This window comes from Novosphingobium sp. BL-S-20 (assembly GCF_055521635.1).
Map to the genome: position 1 here is coordinate 505,086 of NZ_CM145493.1, position 16,187 is coordinate 521,272.

Genomic DNA, 16,187 nt, shown 5'->3' on the forward strand with positions numbered 1-16,187 from the left:
ATAATCGGAATTCATCGCTCTATTTAATTCAATAATAGATCCTCGAGTGTTCCTGCAAGAACCTGAAATGCTGGGCATGTAGCAGCGCTTCTGCGGGATTCCATCCAAGGCCGTTGGGAGACATCTGATGGAAAAGCGTGTCGAAATCACCAGTCGCACGGGCAAGGCGGTCAGCACCACAGTTGCAGGAGAGGGGCTTTCGGCAATACCCGTGCAGGCCGGAGCGTCCTCAGGATCGGGACGAAGCCGTCGTCCGTCATATCGATGCAGCGCGATGGGGATGATCTGATCGTTGCCTTCACGGATGGATCGAGCATTCGGCTGGAGGGGTACTTCGCCTGCCCCGCCGACGAACTCGGACAACTGGCCTTTTCCGACCCTGACGGTGCGGGGCAGTGGCTTGCGCAAATCAGCGAAACGGGATGCTTCGCGCCGCTGGATACCGGAAGTGAAGCTGTTTCGTTTCAGATGATGCCCTGGCAGGCAGCCGCCGCCGCGACGGGAGGAAGCTTCGGGCATGTCGCGCTGATCGGTCTCGGCGGACTGGCGCTTGCGGGCGGCATCGTTGCGGCGGCCAGCGCTGGAGGTGGAGGTCGCGGGGTTAGCTCGCCCACGCCGCCGATCGATACGACGCCTCCCGCCGCGCCGATCGTTACGCCCAGCAACGGCAGAACGCTCTCCGGAACGGCGGAGCCGGGCTCGACCGTCCGGATCGATATCAACGGCGACGGGACGGTGGACGCCACGGTCACCGCAGGCGCCGACGGCAAGTGGAGTTATACACCCGCGACCGGCATTGCCCATGGAACCACCGTGAGCGTGACGGCGGTCGATGCGGCGGGGAATCAGGGCGGCGGTTCCAACAGCTTCCTGGTCACGGTGGATACCACGCCGCCGGCGGTGCCGGTCATCACCTCTATCGTCGACGATGTGGCGCCCAACACCGGCACGGTTGCCGACGGCGGCACGTCGAACGATGCGGCCCCGCAACTGCAGGGTACGGCGACCGCGAACACTACCGTGGTCATCTACGACAACGGCGCCGCGCTGGGCAGCGCCCTGGCCAACGGCCTGGGCGTCTGGAGCTTCACACCGGCGACGTCGCTGGCGGATGGCGCGCACAGCTTCACCGCCGTTGCCGTCGATGCGGCAGGCAATGCCAGCGCGGCCTCGAATGCCTATGCGATGACGCTCGACCGCGCGGCGCCCACGGCGACGATCGCGATCACGACCCTGGCGACCGATACCGGCATCCAGGGAGACTGGAGCACTTACGATCATAGCCCCACTGTCGGCGGAACCCTCAGCGCCGCGTTGGGTGCGGGGGAACAGGTCCAGATCCAGGTCGATGCCGGTAGCTGGATCACGGCGGGAACTTCGGGGGCGACCTGGTTCTACGGGCTGGGCCGACTCGCAACGGGTTCGCATAGTCTGGCGGTCCGCATCGTCGATGCTGCGGGCAATATCGGCAGCAGCGCGTCGCATGCCGTGACGATCACTGCGGTGCCGGAGCAGGCGCCGATCGTTCAGGCAAGCAGTTCGTCCCTGCTTGGCCTTGTCGGGCTGGAAGTGCTGAACCTCATCGATCTCGGCACCCAGTCGCTGACGGCCGTCGATCCCAACAACAATCTCAAGAGCGTCCAGGTTCGTTACGCGCCGCTGCTTTCGGTGTCGCTCGGCGCCTATACGTTGACCGCATCCGCCGCCCTGGCTGCCGAACTGGGCCTGCAGATCGCGGTTTCGCACTCGTCGGGTATTCTGGGGATCATTGCCCCGTCCTCGACCCTCACGATTACCGCTATCGTTGGCGGCACCATGGATAACCTTGCCGTCAACGAATTGCTCAATACCGTGCATTTCCAGCAGAACCTGTCCCTGCTCGGTCTCGACGTACTCAACTCCACCACGATCACCGTGACCGATGCTGCCGGGCTCACCGCGAGCACCGGCACGGGTTCGCTGCTCGATGTGAGCCTTCTCAATGCCGCCGGATCGTCCAATGTCATCGAGGGGAGTTCCGGCGCCAACACCTTGAACGGCACTTCGGGCAACGACCGGCTCTACGGCTACGGCGGGAACGATGTCCTCAACGGGAATGGCGGCAACGACCTGTTACGGGGCGGTGCGGGTGCGGATACGCTCAACGGCGGGGCGGGCAACGATACGCTGGTCTACGATGCCGCCGATCTCCTCATCGACGGCGGAAGCGGCACCGACACGCTGCTGATCGACAGCGGTACCGGACTCGTACTCAATCTCGATACGGCAACGAACATCCGCAATATCGAGCGGATCGACCTCGGGACTGGCGATGCCGGCCGCCAGATCGTGCTGACCGAGGCGGGCGTCCTGCGCGCCACCACCGAAGGCGGCACCCACCAGTTGACGATCCTGGGCGACGGCAATGATCGCGTGACGATCACTGGCGCAGTCTATCAGGGACAGACCCTTATCGGCGGAGAGGTCTACAACCATTACGCTCTGGGTTCCGCGGACATCTACGTCGATCATCCCGTGCTGGTGGTCGTGTAGGGCCGGAAACGGAGGGCGAACGGCAAAGGGGCGCAAGACCGTGAAGTCTTGCGCCCCCTCCTGCATTCTCCCGAAGGAGAACTGGCGAAGTCGGGATTGTCGCTCAGGCGCCCTGCGGCGTGACGCTGCCCGAGAAGCGGCGACCGGCCTTGGGGATCGACGATCCGGTCAGCGGACGCGGGGCACCGGGGCCGCGCGGTTCGCTGGGACGGTCGATATGGCCGGTTTCGATAAGCTGGTTGATCTCGTCACCCGAAAGCGTCTCGTATTCGAGCAGGGCCTGGGCCAGCGCTTCGAGTTGCTCGCTGTAGTCGTTGAGCAACTGCGTGGCGCGGGCATGGGCGTTGTCGATCAAGATGCGAATTTCCGCGTCGATCAGCTTGTTGGTCTCACCCGAACCCATGGTGCGCTGTGTACCGCCCATGCCGAGATAGCCTTCCTGGCTTTCCTCGTACTGGATCGGGCCGAGCTTGTCGGACATGCCCCACTTGGTGACCATGTTGCGCGCCAGGCTGGTAGCATACTGGATGTCGCCCGAGGCACCCGAGGACACCTTGTCGTAGCCGAAGATCAATTCTTCCGCCACGCGGCCGCCCATCGCCACCGAGAGGTTCGCCAGCATCTTGTCGCGGTGGTACGAGTAGCTGTCGCGCTCCGGCAGGCGCATGACCATGCCCAGCGCGCGGCCGCGCGGGATGATCGTGGCCTTGTGGATCGGGTCCGAAGCGGCCTCGTGCAGCGAGACGATGGCATGGCCCGCCTCGTGATAGGCGGTCATCTTCTTCTCGTCGTCGGTCATGACCATGGAGCGGCGTTCCGCGCCCATCATGACCTTGTCCTTGGCGTCCTCGAATTCCTGCATGGCGACGAGGCGCTTGTTGCGGCGCGCGGCGAGCAGAGCGGCCTCGTTCACGAGGTTGGCGAGGTCCGCGCCCGAGAAGCCCGGTGTGCCGCGGGCGATTACGCGGGCATTGACGTCGGGTGCCAGCGGCACCTTCTTCATGTGCACGGCGAGAATCTTCTCGCGGCCCTCGATATCGGGCACCGGCACCACGACCTGACGGTCGAAGCGGCCCGGACGCAGCAGCGCGGGGTCGAGCACGTCGGGGCGGTTGGTCGCCGCGATGATGATGATGCCTTCGTTGGCCTCGAAGCCGTCCATCTCGACCAGCAGCTGGTTCAGCGTCTGCTCGCGTTCGTCGTTCGAGTTGCCGAGGCCGTGACCGCGATGGCGGCCGACCGCATCGATTTCGTCGATGAAGACGATGCAGGGCGCGTTCTTCTTGGCCTGCTCGAACATGTCGCGCACGCGCGATGCACCGACGCCGACGAACATCTCGACGAAGTCCGAACCGGAGATCGTGAAGAACGGCACGCCTGCCTCACCCGCGATGGCGCGGGCGAGCAGGGTCTTGCCGGTGCCGGGCGAACCGACCAGCAGCGCACCCTTGGGGATCTGGCCGCCGAGCTTGGAGAAGCGGGTGGGGTCGCGCAGGAACTCGACGATTTCCTCCAGCTCTTCGCGCGCTTCGTCGATACCGGCGACATCGTCGAACGTGACGCGGCCCGAACGCTCGGTGAGCATCTTGGCCTTGGACTTGCCGAAGCCCATCGCGCCCGAGCCGCCGCCCTTCTGGACCTGGCGCAGCGCGAAGAAGGCAATGCCGACGATCAGCAGGAAGGGCAGGGTCTGCGCGAGGATATAGACCAGCAGGCTGCCTTCCTCAGGCGTTTTGCCCGCGTACTGCACGCCGCTCTGCTGGAGCAGCGGGGCCAGCGTGGTGTCGTTCGGAACCGGGACGGTGCGGAACGAATCGCCGTTCTTCAGCTTGCCGTCGATGCTGTCCTGCCCGACTTCGACGCTCTGGACGCTGCCTTCGGCAACTTTGGCGCGGAAATCGGAATAGGCAATCAGCGGCCCGCCTTCCGTACGGGTGTTGAACATCGACACCACGATCAGGAGTGCCAGGAAGATGCCGCCCCATACGAGCAGGCTCTTGACCCATGGATTGCCGTTGGGCTGGTCGTCGTTCATCTTAGGAATAACCGTCCTTTCGCCCGCCAATGTAGGGTGGGGCGCCTGAATCGCAAGTTGCATCGCAAGTTTGCATAGCCCGTCAGTGTAACCGTTTCGGCCTTTCCTGTCCGTCCGAAAATGTGAACGGCTCGATTTCGGCCCGCACAGGCTTTTCCGCATCAACAGCCTGTGGATTAATATCGTCGCTTCGCTCGCTTGCTGGCGGGGGGCGAGATGGGGCATGTTATGTCCCCTCATGTCCCAACAAGCCGCCATTGCCCTCGCACCCGAGGCCGAAGCCCGCAGCCTGCCCGCCAACGTCGAGGCCGAGGCCGCATTCCTGGGCGCCGTCCTGATCGACAACCGGGTGATCGAGGAACTGCAGACGCAGCTTTCGCCGACCCATTTCTACGAGCCGGTCCACGCCCGCATCTACGAGCGCATTCTCCAGCTGCTCGATCGCAAGGCGGTGGTGACGCCGGTTACCTTGCGCCCCTATTTCGAATCGGACGAGGCGCTGAAGGCGCTGGGCGGCGTGTCCTACCTCGCCCGCCTGACCGCCGACGGGCAGGGCCTGCTCGCCCCGCGCGAACTCGCCGACCAGATCTACGACCTCGCCCTGCTGCGCGAACTGATCTCGGTGGGCCGCAATCTCGTGGCCGAGGCCATGGACACCTCCGAATCGGTGGAGCCGATGGAGCAGGTGGAACGCGCCGAAGCCGCACTCTACAAGGTGGCCGAAGGCGCCTCCACCGCGAACGAGGCCAAGAGCTTCGCCAGCGCCACCCGCACCGCCATCAGCGCCATCGAGAAGGCGTTCAATTCGGGCGGTCACATCTCGGGCAAGACTACCGGCCTCAACTCGGTCAACGGCAAGATCGGCGGCCTGCACGATTCCGACCTTATCATCCTCGCCGGACGTCCCGGCATGGGCAAGACCTCGCTCGTCACCAACATCGCGTTCAATGCCGCCGACCGGCTCCAGCGCGATCTGGCCGATGGCATCCCGGTCGAGAAATCGGTCGGCGCGGCGACGGCCTTCTTCAGCCTCGAAATGAGCGCCGACCAGCTCGCGACGCGTATCCTTGCCGAGCAGTCGGGCATCAGCTCGGAAGCCTTGCGCATGGGCAAGATCAGCCGTGAGGACTTCCAGCAGCTGTCTTTCGCCAGCCAGCGCCTGGCCGAACTGCCGCTTTATATCGACGATACGCCGGGCCTCACCATCGCTGGTCTACGCACCCGTGCCCGCCGCCTCAAGCGCCGCCACAACATCGGCCTCGTCATCATCGACTACCTGCAGCTGCTGCAAGGTTCCGGTCGCGCCACCGACAACCGCGTGAACGAAATCTCGGAAATCTCGCGCGGCCTCAAGACGCTGGCCAAGGAACTCCACGTTCCGGTGATCGCGCTCTCGCAGCTCTCGCGTGCGGTGGAATCGCGCGAGGACAAGCGCCCGATGCTCTCCGACCTTCGCGAATCGGGCTCGATCGAGCAGGACGCGGACATGGTCTGGTTCGTGTTCCGCGAGGATTACTACGCCAAGGGCGCCGAGCCGCGCGAACCCGGCGACAACGATCCGCCCGACGTCCACGCCAAGTGGAACGAATGGCGCGAGCACATGGAGCGCGTCACCGGGCTCTCCGAACTGATCATCGCCAAGCAGCGCCACGGCGCCACCGGCAAAGTGCGCCTGCGCTTCGAGGCACGGATCACCAAGTTCTCCGACCTTGCCGACGACGACATGCGCGCGGCCTTCGAAAGCGACTGATCTTCCCTATCAAAGGACAAGGATGAGCGACCAGAAAGTCCTGCTCCTCGCCGGTGGCAGCGGTTCCATCGGCAGCGCCGTGGCCCGACAGGCGCTGGCCCATGGCTGGAAGGTCGCTCTCCACGGTCGCACGCAGGAAAAGGTCGCCGCGCTCGTTACCGGGCTGTCCTACCTCGGCACCATCGACGGCTTCATCGCCGACGCCTGGGAAGAGGACGCAGCCGAGACGCTGATCGCCGAAGTGGGCGAGCAGTACGGCCGGATCGACGCGGTGATCGACTGCGTGGCCACCGGGCCGCTCGGCATCACCGGCCTCCTCCCGGAAACCGCGCCCGAGACCTTCGGGGACTTCCTCAATGTCTCGGTGGGCTGGGTGGAACGGCTCGCGCTGGCCAGCTACGGCTTCCTCGCGACGCAGGGCGGCACGTTCATCGCGCTGGTTTCGGACGCGGGCATCTACGCGGCACCGCGCCAGAGCCTGATCGGCGCGGCGCGGGCGGGAACGATCGGCTTCATCCGCAACTTCGCCCTCGAAGCCGCGCGCGACGGCATCCGCGCCCACGCGATCTCCACCAGCTTTGTCGAAGGCAGCGAAAGCGCCGTCCGCATGGGCGCCGAACGCATGGCCCGCGCGGCGCGGAAAGCAGGGCTGGGGCTGCCGAGCACGGACGATATCGCGCCCTTGGCATTATTCCTGTGCTCGGACGGGGCGGCGAAGATTACCGGGCAGGTTATCAGTGTGAATGGTGGGTTGAATGCTTGAAGGGGGGAGAAGGTTAAGCAGGGGAGCTAAGCCCCCCTGCACCCCCAAAACTGTCTAGGTTACGCGGACCAAATCCGTTGTGCGCCCACGGCTGCGTCGGGAGACTTATTGGCTGCGCCGCAGGGAGCGCATAACGGATCGGTGGCGCGCAAGGTCGACATTCCGAGGGTCTGGGGGATCATCCCCTAGGACTTATTCTCTTCCTGAACGCCTCAAGCCTCTGAACAGCCTCATCCAGCACGGCGTCCGGCTTGGTAAAGCAGAACCGCACGAGATGCTCGGGCACCTGATCCCCCTGATAAAGCGCGGAGACCGGCACTGTCGCCACCCCGGCCTCCAGCACGGCGCGTTCGCTGAAGTCGTTGTCCTTGAGGGCAAGGCCCGAGGCCGCGAGATCGACGGTCAGGAACCATGTCGCCGCATTCGGAAGCACCATGTAGCCCGCCTCGGTCAGCCCGGCCTTCAGGCGCGCGCGCGAGGCGGCCCATTCGGCGCGTTGTTCGTCCAGCACTGCATCGGGGAGCGAGAGGCCCTCGGCGACGGCCCATTGCAGCGGCACGGCAGTCGAGAAGGTCAGGAACTGGTGCGCGCGGGAGAGGGCTGTCGCGAGGTCTCCCGTCGCAATCATCCAGCCGATCTTCCAGCCGGTCAGGCCGAAAATCTTGCCTGCGGAGCCGATCTTCACCGTCCGCTGCGCCATGCCGGGGAAACTCATGAGCGAGCGGTGGGCTATGCCATCGAAGCGCACGTCTTCCCAGACTTCGTCGCAGATCGCGATCAGGTCGTGCGCGGCGCAGACCTCTGCGAGCGCGGAGAGTTCCTCGTGGCTGGCGACCGTACCTGCGGGATTGAGCGGATCGTTGAGCATCACCGCACGGGTCTGCGGTGTGACGGCAGCTGCCAGCGTTTCTGTCGGATAGCGGAAGTGGGGCGGTGAGAGCGGGATCGAGACGGGGATGCCGCCTGCCCGGCGCACGAGCGGTGCGTAGGCATCGTAGGCGGGCTGGAACAGGATCACTTCGTCGTCCGGCTTCACCAGGGCGAAGACGGCGGCGGCCAGCGCCTCGGTAGCGCCGGACGTGACCGTCACTTGCTCGGGCGAGAGCGCCAGTCCCTGCCGCCGGGCATAGTAGCCGCAGATCGCCTCGCGCAGTTCGGGAAGTCCGGCGCCCGGCGGATATTGGCTGGACCTTTCGTGCAGGGCGCGGCTCGCCGCCTCGATCAGGGCGGGCGGCGGCGGGCCGTCGGGGAAGCCTTGCCCGAGGTTTATCGCGCCGTGCTCGCGGGCGAGCGCCGACATGCGGTCGAACACGGTGCGTTCCATGTCCGCGTAGACCGGGTGGATGCGGCCTGCTGTCTTCATTCGATTGCCTTCGTTCTCGGTGTCGCTTCCACTTTGGACGAACCGGGCCAGAGGGCAAGACGCGAGGACATCGTCCGGGAACCGCCGCCGGGATCGCGCGTCTTTGCCTTGACGGGGAGATGCCGACTGTCCCCGCGCAGCGAAAGACTTGCCCGACGTGAACCGATCCGCCCGTTTCCAGACCCGGTTTCTCGAACGGTTTCCGCTGATTCCCGAGCGTCCGGTAGTGAGGTATGGCGCGACGGTGCTGCTGTGCCTGCTGGCGTTGTGGCTACGCTGGACTCTCGATGACGCCTTTCCGCCGGGCTATCCCTACCTGACGTTCTTTCCGGCAGTGATCCTGTCCTCGTTCCTGTTCGGCCCGCGCCCCGGCATGGCGGCGGCGCTGATCTGCGGTCTGTTCGCGTGGTATCTGTTCATCCCGCCGCGCTATGGCTTCGCGCTGGACGACAGGACGCTGGTGTCGCTGGCGTTCTATATCGGCGTCGTCGCGGTCGATATCGCGCTGGTCCACCTGATGCAGCGCGCCAATGCCCGGCTGCATATCGCGCAGGCAGAAGTGCGCAAGCTGGCGGAAGAGCGCGGCGTGCTGGCCGAGCGCACCGAACTGCTGTTCCAGGAGCTTCAGCACAGGGTCGGCAACAACCTCCAGATGATCGGCGCGGTGCTTTCGTTGCAGATGCGGGGGCTGGAGGAACCCATCGCGCGCCGCGCCATCGCCAATGCCGCCGGGCGGCTTCAGGTCATCGGTCGCATCCAGCGCCGGCTCTACAAGTCGGATGGGGAACTTGTTCCGCTGGGCCGCTTCGTGCAGGATCTTTCGGAGCAAGTCATGGAGTCCGGCGGGCGGGAGAGCATCGCCTGCCATGTCGCGGTCGAATCGGGCATCGTCCTGCGCCCGGACGCGGCGGTGCCGGTGGCGCTGATCCTGTCCGAGGCGATCGCCAATGCGCTGGAGCACGGGCTGGCCGCGCGCGAAAGCGGCCTGATCTGCATCGACGTGCGCCGCCACGGCGAAGGGATCGCGCTCACGGTAGAGGACGACGGGGTCGGACTCGCGCCCGGTTTCGAGCCGGAACGGGCCGAATCGATTGGCCTGCGCATATCCCGTGTGCTTAGCCGCCAGCTGGAAGCGCAGCTCGTGCTGGAGAACATGCCGCCGGAATCGGGCCGGAACGGTGCCCGCATGCGCCTGCACCTGCCGCCATGCCGTGTTGCCGGGGTGCAATAGGGCGGCAGGGAACGCCGAAAATCGGGCTTTTACCGGATTTTCGCGAAGACTCTCCCTTGCGACCCCATGCTGCGAGCGCGTAAAGGGCAAGGGAACATGTCCGATCCGCGCATCTCCCATATCGAGCTGGACGAAGCGACCATCCTGTGGCGCAACGCCGATATCGAGCAGGAACGGCGCATCGCCATCTTCGATCTTATCGAGGACAATGTCTTCAAGCCGGTTCGCGCCTTCGAGGCGGGGCACGAGGGACCCTACCGCCTGAAGCTGTCGGTTCGTGACGGTCGCCTCTCGCTCGACCTTGGCGATGCGGAGGGGCAGGCGCTGGAGACGATGGTGCTGGGCCTCGCCCGGTTCCGCAGGCCGGTGCGGGAATATTTCGCCGTCTGCGAGAGCTACTACCAGGCGATTCGCAAGGCCTCCGCGCAGGAGATCGAGACGATCGACATGGCCCGGCGCGGCATCCACGATCAGGCGGCGGAACTCCTCCTCGAACGGCTCGACGGCAAAGTCGAGACCGATCATCCCACCGCACGCAGGCTGTTCACGCTGATCTGCGTCCTGCACATTCGCGGCTGAGGGGGCTTTTCGAATGGCACGCAGTTCTGGGAAAGGCTCGGCGGCCAGGGCGCGCGGGCGCATCCTCTGGCGAATCGCCGCCGTGCTGCTGCTCCTGGCGATGCTGGCTGGCGCCTGGGGCTGGTGGTACTTGCGCCACTGGACGCCCGAGCGCGCGATCTATCCCGTGCAGGGCGTGGAGATCGGCGCCGCCGACGGCGAGGTGAACTGGAAGTCGCTCAAGGCCGTGGGCGTCGATTTCGCCTATATCGATGCCAGCGCAAGCGTCAGCGCTTTCGCCCGCGATCCGCGCTTCGTCGCGAACTTCGTGGCGGCGAAAGCGGCGGGCCTGCAAGTCGGCGCCGTCCACCGCTACGACCCTTGCCAGCCTGCCGACATGCAGTCGGCCAACTTCGTCACCACCGTCCCGCGCGACGCGGCCCTGCTGCCGCCCGCGATCGACCTCGACATCCTCGCCGACGGCTGCCCGACCAATGTCTCCGACGCCAAAGTCGAAAGCGAGTTGATGACTTTCATCAACCAGATCGAGACCCACGCCGGAAAGCCGGTGATCCTCAAGGTCAGTCGGGCCTTCGAGCAGCGCTATCGCATCGCCGCCAAGCTCGACCGCAATCTCTGGCTGGTCCGCGACCGCCTGCTGCCCGACTATGGTGGCCGCCCGTGGTCGCTGTGGACGGCCAACCAATCGCTTGCGAGCGAGATTGCGCAAGGGGGCCTGCGCTGGGTAGTGGTGCAGCCATGACTTTCAGCACCCAGCAGCGCGACGCCCTGATCGCCGCCGCCCGCGAGGCCGCCACGCGCGCCTATGCGCCCTATTCTAAATTCCACGTCGGTGCCGCGCTGCTGCTGGCGGATGGCTCGGTCGTCACCGGCGCCAATGTCGAGAACGCCAGCTACGGCCTCTCGCTCTGCGCCGAGACCGTCGCGGTCTCCGGCATCCTCTCCTCGGGCACCTTCCGCGAGCAGAACGGCAAGCTGGAGGCCGTCGCCGTGACCGGCGGCGCGCCGGGCGCAGCAGGGCAGGGCGACACCGTCACCCCCTGCGGACGCTGCCGCCAGATCCTCAACGAGATCGCGCAGATCGGCGGCTCCGACCCGGTCGTCTGGTGCGACGGCGCCGAGGGTGTGTTGGAAACGCGCCTGTCGGAGCTGCTGCCCCATGCTTTCGGGCCGGCTAACCTCCTGTAAAAATCAGGTAATTTTCAGAAAGTCCAAGCCTGCGTCGTTTCCGCCGTTTCGGAGCGACGCGGCAAGGCATCGCTTCGTCGAAATCGTATTGTCAACTTAAATGGTTGAGTTATGGTGCGCATAGTCGGGACGTAGACAGAGTCGACCGGCGGTTCCCCCAACAGCGTTGGAGCACCCCATGACACACTACCGTTATCCCCGTGCACAGGACCATCTGCCGCTGATTCTCCTGGTCCCCGGTGCTCCGCTCACCGAAGGGCACTGGATGAACCGCTGGGCCGGATGGAGCGAGCATTGCCGCGTGCTGGAACTCGGCCTCTGGGACGAGCCGCACCGCAACACCTGGGTCAACAAGCTCAACCTCGCCATCCGCCGCGCTGACCGCCCGGTGGCGATCGTCACCGACGATATCGCCGCTCTGGCGCTGGCCTGGTGGGTGGAATTCGAAGGCGTGGGGCCGGAAAACCCGGTGCTCGGCGCCATCGTCGTCAACCCGCCGAACATGGACCTGCCCGGCGCCGACCGCCGCCTCTCCCGCTTCGGCGCCTGTCCGCGCCAGACGCTGCCGTTCATGTCGTTCATGGTCGGGGACCTCGACGCGTCCGCATCGCAGCAACGCTCGATGATCCGGCTTGCCAAGGACTGGGGTTCATCCCCGGTCTGCGACGATACGCGCGGGGACTGGGCCGGGGGCTGGATGATGCTCCAGGACCTGCTGGGCGAAGTGCCCGCGGCTTCGGTGGCTCCGGCGTGGAGCTATGATGAGAATTTGGCCGTAAGGCAGGCTTTGCGGCAGTGGGCTGGGATTTAAGAGAAGAGAAGGCCCGGGGGATGATCCCCCGGACCCTCGGAATGTCGTCGTCGCGCACCACCTATCCGTAGTGCGCTCCCTGCGGCGCAGCCATTTTGTCTCCCGGCGCAAGGGGCGCGCCAACCGATAGTGCAGGGCGCAACGCCGACAGTACCGGGGTGCAGGGGTAATAACCCCTGCATTTCCCTTAACTTACTTCTTCTCTCGCTCGACAAACCACTCGAGCAAGGCCCCCATGCAGTCCTTGCCAAGCTGCGCCGAACGCTCGGGGCTCCAGCCCTGACGCGGGTCGGCGGCGTCGTCGTGGTCCTTGAAGGGCATTTCCAGCGTCATCGACACCGCCCCGAAGCGTTCGGCCAGCTGGTTGGTGGACATCGACAGGTTGCCCTTGCCCGGCTGCGAGAGGCCGTAGCCGAGCTTGGTCTGGAAGTCCGGCGTGCGGCGGTCGAGGATTGCGGTGTAGCGATCGTAGCCTTGCTTCTGTTCGGCCGTGAGCGAGGGGATGCCTTCGAACCCGGCCATGAACACGGCGGGGATGGCTTCGTCACCATGGATGTCCATCGCGAAGTCCACGCCGGTTTCGTCCATGGCGGTGAGGATGGCGAGCACTTCGGGCGACTTTTCGGCGCTGGGGGCGGCCCATTCGCGGTTGAGGTTCACGCCTGCGGCATTGGTGCGGAGGTGTCCGCGGGCCGAGCCGTCCGGGTTCATGTTGGGCACGACGTGGAAGGTGCAGCGCTTGCGCAGTTCGCGGCCGACCGAATCGGCGGGGTCGGCCAGCACTTCGAGCGCGCCTTCCATCCACCATTCGGCCATCGATTCGCCGGGGTGCTGGCGGGCGTAGAGCCAGACTTGCGCTTCGCCGTCGCCGATCGACAGGCAATCGAGCGGGCGGCCGTCGAGCGTGGTGCCGAGCAGGCGGTATTCCACGTCCTCAAGTCCCGCGAGCGAGGAGACGAGGTCATGGTGGCGCTCCATCGAATAGGGCGCGAAATAGGCGAACCATGCCAGTTCGCCTTCGGGGGTGTGGCGGATGGTGAGCGTGCCGCCGTCCTTGCCGCCATCCCAGGTGGTGTCGGTGCGGCCCCAGAACTGGCGATCTTCCGAGGCACAGGCGCGATAGCCGGGCCAGCCCATCGGGTAGGCAGAGCCGTTGAGGCCGGTGATCTTCAGGGTCAGTTCCTGCCCGGCGATGGACTGGCCGGGGGCAGCGCTGACGCGGAAGTGGAACCACTGGAAGAAGTCAGACTCGTGGTCGCGCCGGATGGCGAGACGGGCCGTGGTGCCTTCGGCGGAGAGGACTTCGATGTTGCCGGAATCGAAAGCGGAGGAAATCTGGATGCTGGTCATTTCACGGTGATAGTTTCGCCCGACTTGCCGGGGAAGCCCTTGAACAGCGCCTCGGCCATTTTTGCGGCCCCGAGCGAGGTCTGCGCCATCGGCGACTTCGAGCCGACAGTGAAGGCGGCGCGGCCTTCCCAGATCGTGCGGCCTTCGGGGCGGTCCTTGATCATGACCTGCATGCGGGTTTCGATCTGGTCCTGCGGCTTGCCCGCGAGGTTGATCCCGAGGCCGAGACCAAGCCCGGAGCCGTAGCTGCCGGTGCTGCCGCCCACGCCGACCGAGACCGGGCTGCGCTGCCGTCCCGGCTGGTAGACCTGGCGGTCGATCGACAGCACCGCGACTTGCGTATCGCGCACGGTCTCGCCGGGGAGTGCCTGCCGGTAGCCGACCTTGGCCAGCTCCTGCGCCACGGCGGCGGCGTAAGTGCGGAATTCGAGGCTGGAGGCATCCTGCGGCTTGGCGGGATCGATGCGGATCACCCCGCGCCCGAGGGTCGGGGCATCCGGGGCGCTGAAGCGCGTCACTTCGACAGGCCCGACTTGCGCGGCGCAGCCTGCGAGGGCCAGCGCGCCGCCGAGGGTGAGGAGGATCGAACGGGCCGTTCCGGCCATGAGGGGGCGGGTCATTTCAGGCTCTCCGGAAGGCAAGTGTCTGCACGATAGACCTTATTGCGCGTGCCCGCCAGAACCTCTCAGTTCTGGGCCGCTTCCAGACCTACCGGATCGGCCTTGGGGAAGCCGTCGAACAGCGCAGAGGCGAGCTTTCCGGCGATGCGGTAGTCGGGCCACTTGTCGTCGCCTTCCCGCGTGGCGATCGTGGCGTAGCCTTCCCACAACACTTTGCCGCTCACCTTGTCGACGATCCGCGTGTCGAGGCGGGTGCCGATCAGCGCGGTGCGGGGCTTGGTGAGGTCGACGTTCACCGCCAGACCATAGGCCGAGCCGCGATTGCTGACCCCCATCGCGGCGGTGCCGCTGACCGGGCTGCGCTTTTCCTCGGCGGGGGTGAGGACCTGGCGGCTGATCTTGAGTTCGGCGACCTGGCCGCCGTTGTCGTCCTTGTGCTGGGTGTCGTAGCCGGCGCCGACCAGCGCCTCGACGATGGCGGCTTCGTAGGCGGCGCGCTCGGCGCCGGGGACCCACTGGCCTTCACCCGAATCGGACTGCACCGCAACGATGCCCTTGCCGAGTTCGGCGGCCTCGGGACCCTGCGCCACGAATCGGCTGACTTCGACTCGGCCTTCGCGCGAATCCTGGGTGCGATTGCGCGAGGAAATCGGAGAACCGATCGGGCCGCCCATCAGCGGATCGTCCCAGGCGCTACCCCAACCGCCATATCCGCCGCCCCAGGGCGAACCCCAGCCGGGACGGGCTTCGAGAGCGGGTGCGACGAGGAGGGCCCCGGTGATGCCGGTGGCGAGAATCGCGGCTTTGAGCGTTTTCATGGTGTTCAGGGTCCGAAGAATCGATTGGCCGGGAATCAGTTGGGTCGCACCCGAACTTGGGTTATGAGCCGCTGCGATTGCCCGTGGATGAACGGGAAAAGCACGGGTCAGGCCACGAGAAATGGCCTCTTGTGCTTGACTTTGCAAGCCGTGACCCGTAACGGCGCCACTTCAATTTTCAGGCGGCCAGCCCTTCCGGGCCCACCGCCGGACCACGCAGACGAGACAAGACATGAAGATTCGCAACAGCCTGAAGTCGCTCAAGGGTCGTCACCGGGACAACCGCGTGATCCGCCGTCGCGGCCGTACCTACGTCATCAACAAGACCAACCGTCGCTTCAAGGCCCGCCAGGGCTGATTCGTCTGCCTGTCCCCGCTATCCGGCGGGGATAACAAGGCGGACGGGCGATTACGTCTGATGACATAAGGCCCCCGCCATTCGCGGGGGTCTTGTCATGTCTGCTGTGCACGCAAATCGTCCGGTTCAGGCTGTTGTCTTCGATGTCGGGCGCGTGCTCGTCGAATGGGACATGCGGCTGCTCTTCGCCAAGCTGATTCCCGAGGCGGAGCGGCTGGACTGGTTCTGCACCCATGTTATCACCGAAGAGTGGCATTTCCAGCACGACGCCGGGCGCGACCTTGCCGAAATGGTGGCCGAGCGGAAGGCCGAGTTCCCCGGCAACGACGCGCTGATCGACGCCTACGCCACGCGCTTCCTCGAAACGATTCCCGGCAATGTGCCCGGCAGTCACGAGATCGTGCGCGCGCTTGCGGCGGGCGGCATGCCGCTCTTCGCGATCACCAACTTCGCCAGCCCGTTCTGGCGGGAATATCGCGCCACCGAACCGCTGTTCGACCTGTTTGGCGATATCGTCGTTTCCGGCGACGAGAAACTGGCCAAGCCCGATGTCCGCATCTTCGACCTCGCCGCGCGCCGCTTCGGCCATGCCCCGCAGGCGATGCTGTTCATCGACGACAATGCGGCGAACATCGCCGCCGCGCGCGATCTCGGCTGGCAGGTGCATCACTTCCACGGCGCGGATGCCCTGCGGGCCGATCTCGGCGCGCGGGGGCTGATCGATTAGCCAACCGCACTTAGCATTTGCAGCAGGCGGCGGCTTGCGGGTGATTGCCTGAACCGCGCTGC

15 protein-coding genes and 1 pseudogene are annotated in these 16,187 nt (G+C 65.7%); 11 read left to right on the forward strand and 5 right to left on the reverse strand.

Features of this window, described 5'->3' with window-relative positions; genetic code table 11:
- Nucleotides 1-264: 264 nt before the first annotated feature.
- Nucleotides 265-351, forward strand: a pseudogene (locus ACZ1II_RS02320) (hypothetical protein); the annotation flags it as partial.
- Between the two features lie 120 nt (nucleotides 352-471).
- Nucleotides 472-2,532 (forward strand): calcium-binding protein, encoded by a 2,061-nt coding sequence (locus ACZ1II_RS02325; RefSeq protein ID WP_465144510.1) that lies wholly within the window; start codon nucleotides 472-474, stop codon nucleotides 2,530-2,532.
- Between the two features lie 103 nt (nucleotides 2,533-2,635).
- Here ACZ1II_RS02325 and ftsH read toward each other — a convergent pair whose 3' ends face one another.
- Nucleotides 2,636-4,567, reverse strand: coding sequence for an ATP-dependent zinc metalloprotease FtsH (gene ftsH, locus ACZ1II_RS02330; RefSeq protein ID WP_465144193.1), 1,932 nt, complete (start codon nucleotides 4,565-4,567; stop codon nucleotides 2,636-2,638).
- 238 nt (nucleotides 4,568-4,805) lie between these two features.
- Here ftsH and ACZ1II_RS02335 point away from each other — a divergent pair, with 238 nt between their 5' ends.
- Nucleotides 4,806-6,317, forward strand: a complete 1,512-nt coding sequence (locus ACZ1II_RS02335; protein WP_465144194.1) for a replicative DNA helicase — start codon at nucleotides 4,806-4,808, stop codon at nucleotides 6,315-6,317.
- A gap of 22 nt (nucleotides 6,318-6,339) precedes the next feature.
- Complete coding sequence (locus tag ACZ1II_RS02340; protein ID WP_465144195.1) at nucleotides 6,340-7,080, forward strand: SDR family NAD(P)-dependent oxidoreductase; 741 nt, start codon at nucleotides 6,340-6,342, stop codon at nucleotides 7,078-7,080.
- A gap of 178 nt (nucleotides 7,081-7,258) precedes the next feature.
- Here ACZ1II_RS02340 and ACZ1II_RS02345 read toward each other — a convergent pair whose 3' ends face one another.
- The gene (locus ACZ1II_RS02345; protein WP_465144196.1) at nucleotides 7,259-8,443 is read right to left on the reverse strand and encodes an aminotransferase; all 1,185 of its coding nucleotides are present in this window, start codon (nucleotides 8,441-8,443) and stop codon (nucleotides 7,259-7,261) included.
- Nucleotides 8,444-8,600: 157 nt separating this feature from the next.
- Here ACZ1II_RS02345 and ACZ1II_RS02350 point away from each other — a divergent pair, with 157 nt between their 5' ends.
- From ACZ1II_RS02350 to ACZ1II_RS02370, 5 genes are all read left to right on the forward strand, one after another.
- Nucleotides 8,601-9,674, forward strand: a complete 1,074-nt coding sequence (locus ACZ1II_RS02350) for a sensor histidine kinase (protein ID WP_465144197.1) — start codon at nucleotides 8,601-8,603, stop codon at nucleotides 9,672-9,674.
- A gap of 96 nt (nucleotides 9,675-9,770) precedes the next feature.
- Nucleotides 9,771-10,253 (forward strand): UPF0262 family protein, encoded by a 483-nt coding sequence (locus tag ACZ1II_RS02355; protein WP_465144198.1) that lies wholly within the window; start codon nucleotides 9,771-9,773, stop codon nucleotides 10,251-10,253.
- 13 nt (nucleotides 10,254-10,266) lie between these two features.
- Complete coding sequence (locus tag ACZ1II_RS02360; RefSeq protein WP_465144199.1) at nucleotides 10,267-10,995, forward strand: glycoside hydrolase family 25 protein; 729 nt, start codon at nucleotides 10,267-10,269, stop codon at nucleotides 10,993-10,995.
- Nucleotides 10,992-11,441: a cytidine deaminase gene (locus ACZ1II_RS02365; RefSeq protein ID WP_465144200.1), complete on the forward strand. Its 450-nt coding sequence runs from the start codon at nucleotides 10,992-10,994 to the stop codon at nucleotides 11,439-11,441. The genes ACZ1II_RS02360 and ACZ1II_RS02365 overlap by 4 nt, the downstream gene beginning before the upstream one ends.
- 178 nt (nucleotides 11,442-11,619) lie before the next feature.
- The gene (locus tag ACZ1II_RS02370; RefSeq protein WP_465144201.1) at nucleotides 11,620-12,252 is read left to right on the forward strand and encodes an RBBP9/YdeN family alpha/beta hydrolase; all 633 of its coding nucleotides are present in this window, start codon (nucleotides 11,620-11,622) and stop codon (nucleotides 12,250-12,252) included.
- 192 nt (nucleotides 12,253-12,444) lie between these two features.
- Here the strand turns inward: ACZ1II_RS02370 and ACZ1II_RS02375 are convergent, their stop codons facing one another.
- From ACZ1II_RS02375 to ACZ1II_RS02385, 3 genes are all read right to left on the reverse strand, one after another.
- Complete coding sequence (locus ACZ1II_RS02375) at nucleotides 12,445-13,602, reverse strand: M14 family metallopeptidase (RefSeq protein WP_465144202.1); 1,158 nt, start codon at nucleotides 13,600-13,602, stop codon at nucleotides 12,445-12,447.
- Nucleotides 13,599-14,222, reverse strand: a complete 624-nt coding sequence (locus tag ACZ1II_RS02380) for a DUF4136 domain-containing protein (RefSeq protein WP_465144203.1) — start codon at nucleotides 14,220-14,222, stop codon at nucleotides 13,599-13,601. Before ACZ1II_RS02380 ends, ACZ1II_RS02375 begins: the two co-directional genes overlap by 4 nt.
- Nucleotides 14,223-14,287: 65 nt before the next feature.
- Nucleotides 14,288-15,040 (reverse strand): DUF4136 domain-containing protein, encoded by a 753-nt coding sequence (locus ACZ1II_RS02385; RefSeq protein ID WP_465144204.1) that lies wholly within the window; start codon nucleotides 15,038-15,040, stop codon nucleotides 14,288-14,290.
- A gap of 232 nt (nucleotides 15,041-15,272) precedes the next feature.
- Here ACZ1II_RS02385 and ykgO point away from each other — a divergent pair, with 232 nt between their 5' ends.
- The gene (gene ykgO, locus ACZ1II_RS02390; protein ID WP_004210176.1) at nucleotides 15,273-15,398 is read left to right on the forward strand and encodes a type B 50S ribosomal protein L36; all 126 of its coding nucleotides are present in this window, start codon (nucleotides 15,273-15,275) and stop codon (nucleotides 15,396-15,398) included.
- A gap of 97 nt (nucleotides 15,399-15,495) precedes the next feature.
- The gene (locus tag ACZ1II_RS02395; RefSeq protein WP_465144205.1) at nucleotides 15,496-16,125 is read left to right on the forward strand and encodes an HAD-IA family hydrolase; all 630 of its coding nucleotides are present in this window, start codon (nucleotides 15,496-15,498) and stop codon (nucleotides 16,123-16,125) included.
- Nucleotides 16,126-16,187 lie beyond the last annotated feature (62 nt).